This window comes from Paracoccus sp. PAMC 22219 (assembly GCF_000787695.1).
Lineage (GTDB): Bacteria > Pseudomonadota > Alphaproteobacteria > Rhodobacterales > Rhodobacteraceae > Paracoccus.
In genome coordinates this window covers 1-4987 of sequence record NZ_BBPH01000105.1, presented here as the reverse complement: position 1 = coordinate 4987, position 4987 = coordinate 1, and the positions used below count along the sequence as shown (strand labels likewise).

The following is a 4987-nucleotide window of genomic DNA, read 5'->3' as shown; positions in this document are numbered from 1 at the left end:
AAAAAACCGACCTGGCATGTGCGGTCGCCGCTGACAGGCGGTTCCCGGTGAAGGCCGTGGCAGAAACCCTCGGTGTGGCCCGCTCGAACCTGGTCGATCGACTGAAGGGCAAGACGAAGCCGCGCCGGCGTTACCACAAGGCGCAAGACGCTGAGCTGGTGCCGCGGATCGCCACGCTGGTGACGTCCCGGCCGACTTATGGCTATGTCCGCTCCAAGCGGCTAGGCTGGCTCTGACTGGATCACCAGACAACGGCAATTGCCGCTGTACCGGGGTGCAATTGTCGCATCGCTTTGGCGGGCTTCTCCACGGCGGAAAACGGCTCGAGTCGCGATGCAAATATTACAAAGGGATTAGAACTCGCGTCGCCCCCTATTCTTGGAAACCTTGCTCCACTACCTCGGAAGCGAGCCAGTGAAATCGCATTCGAGCGATTTACGGAGCAGTGTGGCGGCTACTCGGAAAGCGACGACGATGATGACGAGGGTTATGATCGTGGGAGGGTCTGGCACAGGCAAGTCATGGCTCGCCACCCGATTGTCTGCGCTGTCGGGTGTCCCGGTCTACCACATGGATCAACTGAGCTGGATGCCAGGGTTCATTCATCGCTCGACCGAAGAGCTCGATGCAATCACCAGAGAGATACATGCCCAGGATCAATGGATCATAGACGGCGGGCATTATGAAACAGGCGTGGAGAGAGCAAGCCGCGCACATCTTCTGCTTTGGGTGGACCCGCCGACGGCGGTGCAAGTGGCCCAGGTGGCGTGGCGCTCATTACGGTGGCATGGCAAGGTACGGCCGGGCATGGGTCAAGGATGCGCGGAGACATTTGGTCGACATACCTTTGACGCCATGACGTATGCCATCTCATCCAGGCAGTTCCACCAGGATCGCGCTGCCGAGATTGTCGAGAGTGCCAACGCTTATCTGAAACTCACGCGGATCCGCTCAGGTCGGGAAGCTCGTGCCTTCCTGCAACGATGCATACCCGTTCATACCGGCGCTGGATTCAGGATCCACCAGAGCTGATTTGCTGCTGGAAAACCGCCGTGGCGCGGGGAATTTCTACTTGCAATCAAACCTGTACTTGTTGCGGCACTCACCACAACCGCAGCGAACAGACAGTCCTTCCCATCGTCCTGACGTCAATGCGTCCACACAGCTTGACCTAACGATCGATCGCATCTTCAAATCCTCAGAAGTGCTAATAGTCCGATCTCAGCGGACCATCCCCGCATGAGGTTTGCTTTGCGCTACCATATGACGGCGCTGAGTAGCAGTTTCAGGGCTGAGCGCTCGGACAGCGACGTGATTATTAAGAAATATGAAGCTGCTTATGAGAATTACACTCCCGCCTGTCATTTCCACGAATTCCTCAAGTATCAACTGCAGCACCTTGGAGGGCAGCAGAGAGTAATACATGGTGATTTCCATGAGAACTGCACCAGAAACGAGTACGCTTAGGCCCGCAATGAAGATCAGCAGCGGCTCTCTGTAATTCTTCCACATGATGAGAATATTATTGATGTTCAGGAGAGCAGCAGAAGCAAATATTACGCCATAGATGGTTATCCATGCTCCTTGGTTCCCATTGATCAGAGGCACGAAATGCGCGTATTTCGCTGAAAGTGGGGTGAGCTTTTCGTGGATCGATGCAGCTTCATCCGCTGATAAAAAGATCAATCCCAGACCCACAAGGACGTAAAACCCGGGTCTAGGAGAGATTGTGCTGCGAAATTTGAGTGCGGACAAAATGAACAGCCCGCTGACCAGCAGCTGACTTGAAGAGTACCATGTTTGTATGCTCACTTCGCCATCAAGATCAAACCACTGCTTTATTGTCCATAAATTCATTGCGATTGATATGGGAAACATCAGCGCGAAGAAAGTATTGAACAATAGAAGGTAAGTCAGTGCCGTGCGAGGTTGCTTCGGAAAATAGTCTAATTGATCCTTTTCCATATCACTGGTGACCTTATGTTACAAAACAGTTACTAATATTACAGGTGTTCCGGCAAAAAGAAAATGCTCGCATCGTCGCAAAAGCATCGCAGTCCGGATCGGAAAGCGGCCTGATCAGCCCTCTTGCCTGGGGGTCCGTGCGACGACCCGGCTTTAGATCAAGAACAGCATCGTTGCCGCGAAGGCCTCCCCGGCCCCGACAAAATGAGACAGGCCGTAGCCATGGCCGGACACGATCCACCCGGCAATGACGTTCGAAAATGTCGCACCGATCCCCTGCACCGTCATGACTGCGGCAAAGCCCAGATTGAAGTGTCCGGTATTTGCCAGCAGCCTTTCAGCGGCGACGGGTGTCAGGATGCTGAGCATGCCCGCCCCGATGCCGTCCAGCATCTGCACCGGCACCACGACCCAGAAATCCGGAATCGACCCGGCGAGCATGCCCCGCAACGGCAGGGCGCATAGCGCGATCAGGAAACACAGGCGCAGGCCAAGGCGCCGGATCAGCCATGGCGTTGATGCGGCGACCGCAATCATCGTGGTCTAGGCGACCCCGGTTATCAGCGCCGTGGTGCGGAACGGCGTTCCCAACTGGATCGAGAACTCCTGCGCGATCAGTCGGCTCATCGGGGCATTTCCGAAATGGAACAGCATCATCACGATCGCCAGCACGACCAATCCGCGATTGTGGAGCAGCACCGAGAGGCCGGACGGCCGGGCGCGATCGTCCGGCCTGGCATCCTTGACCATGCCGCGCGCCACGTCGTGGTCGATCCGGTCGGGACTGATCATCAGCAGCGCGATCAGAGCGCCAAGCGCCGTGATGATCATCAGCCAGACCACCGAGAACTGTCCGAACAGGCTGACGGCAAGATAAATACCCATCAGCGATGCCAGGTTGCCGCTGTGGTTCCAGAACTCATTGCGCGAGATCTGGCGTGGGAAGGCACGCTGCCCGACCAGGCCCAGGCTGAGACCTGCCAGCGCCGGGGCGATGACCACACCCAGCACCGCGGTGGCGATGGTGCCGGCCCAGACTACGGTTGGATGCGGCACCAGCAGCGTCAGAAGAGCGCCCGCGGTGACGATGACTACGGGAACAGCGATCAGCGCACGTTTCCAGCGTGACCTGTCCACCAGCGCCCCGGCGAACGGCGTCAGCGTCAAACCGATCAGCCCGCCGACGGTGGCGATCGCCCCAAGCGTCAGTGGGGACCAGCCTTGAGTGGCCAGAAATGCATCCAGGAAAGGGCCAAGCCCATCCCGCGCATCCGCGAGGAAGAAGTTCAGGAGTGCCAGACCAAGGAGCGTGCTATCCGACATGCTGGAACGGGAAACAGTGGCCATGGGATGCGCCCTCGTGATCTGTGGTCCGCTTGGCGAACCCCCCGATCACAGCTTCGTTCCCTGTCACGCTATAAAGCTACGGTGCAAACAATGGCGCGGCAGTCATTTACATCCAGTCGGCAGTCGACGACCTCCGCGGAAGTTATCCAGTTGTGGAATGGTGCTTGAGCCGGCCAGCAGGGTGATAAATCCGATCCACCACTCGGCGTGAGCGGTCGGAGAGGCTCGATAGGACAGAAGGGTTTAATCGGAGCAGTTAGTCTGCTTAAGGTCACCTGTCATTCCCGGAGACCCACATGACGGTCGTTGCTGCCTATCTCTACCGCCACGGCAAGCGCGTGCGCGAGGTGTCGATCACCGAGAAGATCGACTGCCCCTCGGACAAGTCGGAGTTCGTCTGGATCGGGATCTGTGATCCCACCGAAGAGGAGATGCAGACGCTCAGAGAGCAGTACGACCTGCATCCGCTGGCCATCGAGGATGCCGTCAAGGCGGACCAGCTGCCCAAGGTGGACATCTATGGCGAACAACTGTTCGTCGTTGCGCGGACTGCGCATCTGGAAGGCGATACGATCACCTATGGCGAAACCGCCATCTTCGTCGGCCACAGCCATATCATCAGCGTGCGCCACGGATCGGCCCGGTCTCACATCGCGCTGCGTGCGCAGCTGGAGGCGGCCCCGAGCCTGCTGATCCACGGGGTCGACTACGTTCTGCACGCCATTCTGGATTACATCGTCGATGGCTATCTGCCCATCGTCGAGCAGATCGAAGAAAAAGTGCTGTCGATGGAGCAGCAGACCATCGACACTTTTCTCGGTCGCGAAGAGATCACGCGCATCTTCGCGCTCCGTCGGCATCTGACCAGGTTTCAGAGGGTGCTAGGCCCCATGGGTGAAGTCGCCGGCAAGCTGGTCAGACAGGACCTTCCCTGCATCGACGCGAACACAAGACCGTACTTCAGCGATGTTCTGGATCACGTTCGGCGCGTGCAGACTATGGTCGATGGGCTGCTTCAGGTCCTGGCCTCGGTCTTCGAGTTCAGCAACCTGCTGGAGCAGCAACGCACAGGCATCATCACCCGCCAACTGGCGGCTTGGGCGGCCATCCTGGCCGTGCCGACGGCAATTGCAGGGATCTACGGCATGAATTTCGAGAACATGCCCGAGCTATCGACCAGGTACGGCTACTTTGTCGTGCTCTCGGTCATCGTGGCCGCCTGCACGTTCCTCTATGTCCGCTTCAAGCGGCTTGGCTGGCTCTGACTAGGTAACCTGCAAAGAAAAGCTCAAGCTAGAATAGCCACTGCCTCTCTCATGGCCGCCTTATGAATCGCTTGGCACCGGTGTCGCATAGCTGTCAGTTCCGGACTGTCTTTTGCGTATCATAAATGATGTACCTAGATGAGGCAGACCATGTGCGCCATTGCGGTAGTCCCTGTCCCGTTTCCGCTCGACTTCAACGTCGAGGATGATCCCTGTCTGGTCTGCAAAAGCGAACTCGACGCCGACTGGATTTGCACCAAGTGCCATGCCGATCACTTTGAGGGTGTCATGCTTTTGATAGGATATGGATCTCCGAAGAGGGGCGCACAGGGCATACAAGGCCATACGCAAGGTGCTGGCCTGTTCATTTTCCCTCAGAATTAAGCCTATATGTTCCATCCCGGATGATC

At 57.4% G+C, this 4987-nt stretch carries 6 protein-coding genes and 1 pseudogene; 3 read left to right on the top strand and 4 right to left on the bottom strand.

The features are described 5' to 3' along the window. A pseudogene (locus TY51_RS12455) lies at positions 1 to 212 on the top strand (IS3 family transposase); the annotation flags it as partial. Positions 213 to 570: 358 nt separating this feature from the next. Then, entirely contained in the window at positions 571 to 1032 is a 462-nt protein-coding gene (locus TY51_RS20370) for a hypothetical protein (protein WP_156118011.1), read from the top strand. A 189-nt stretch (positions 1033 to 1221) separates the two neighbouring features. Here the strand turns inward: TY51_RS20370 and TY51_RS12445 are convergent, their stop codons facing one another. From TY51_RS12445 to TY51_RS12440, 3 genes are all read right to left on the bottom strand, one after another. After that, on the bottom strand, positions 1222 to 1965 hold the full coding sequence (locus TY51_RS12445) for a hypothetical protein (protein ID WP_042250035.1): 744 nt from the start codon (positions 1963 to 1965) through the stop codon (positions 1222 to 1224). A gap of 153 nt (positions 1966 to 2118) precedes the next feature. Next, a complete protein-coding gene (locus TY51_RS22755) occupies positions 2119 to 2502 on the bottom strand; it encodes a hypothetical protein (protein ID WP_197054758.1) in 384 nt (127 codons plus the stop codon). 6 nt (positions 2503 to 2508) lie between these two features. Further along, on the bottom strand, positions 2509 to 3312 hold the full coding sequence (locus TY51_RS12440; protein ID WP_197054757.1) for an MFS transporter: 804 nt from the start codon (positions 3310 to 3312) through the stop codon (positions 2509 to 2511). 296 nt (positions 3313 to 3608) lie between these two features. On the opposite strand from TY51_RS12440, the gene TY51_RS12435 reads away from it, so the two are divergent. Continuing rightward, positions 3609 to 4577, top strand: a complete 969-nt coding sequence (locus TY51_RS12435) for a magnesium and cobalt transport protein CorA (protein ID WP_042250034.1) — start codon at positions 3609 to 3611, stop codon at positions 4575 to 4577. Positions 4578 to 4637: 60 nt separating this feature from the next. Here TY51_RS12435 and TY51_RS23485 read toward each other — a convergent pair. Continuing rightward, a partial coding sequence (locus TY51_RS23485) for a hypothetical protein (protein WP_231559040.1) occupies positions 4638 to 4987 on the bottom strand: 350 nt, incomplete at its 5' end.

Coding starts and splice junctions, on each gene's coding strand:
- TY51_RS20370 (WP_156118011.1), top strand. CDS start 571: ATGGATCAACTGAGCTGGATGCCAGGGTTCATTCATCGCTCGACCGAA.
- TY51_RS12445 (WP_042250035.1), bottom strand. CDS start 1,965: ATGGAAAAGGATCAATTAGACTATTTTCCGAAGCAACCTCGCACGGCA.
- TY51_RS22755 (WP_197054758.1), bottom strand. CDS start 2,502: ATGATTGCGGTCGCCGCATCAACGCCATGGCTGATCCGGCGCCTTGGC.
- TY51_RS12440 (WP_197054757.1), bottom strand. CDS start 3,312: ATGGCCACTGTTTCCCGTTCCAGCATGTCGGATAGCACGCTCCTTGGT.
- TY51_RS12435 (WP_042250034.1), top strand. CDS start 3,609: ATGACGGTCGTTGCTGCCTATCTCTACCGCCACGGCAAGCGCGTGCGC.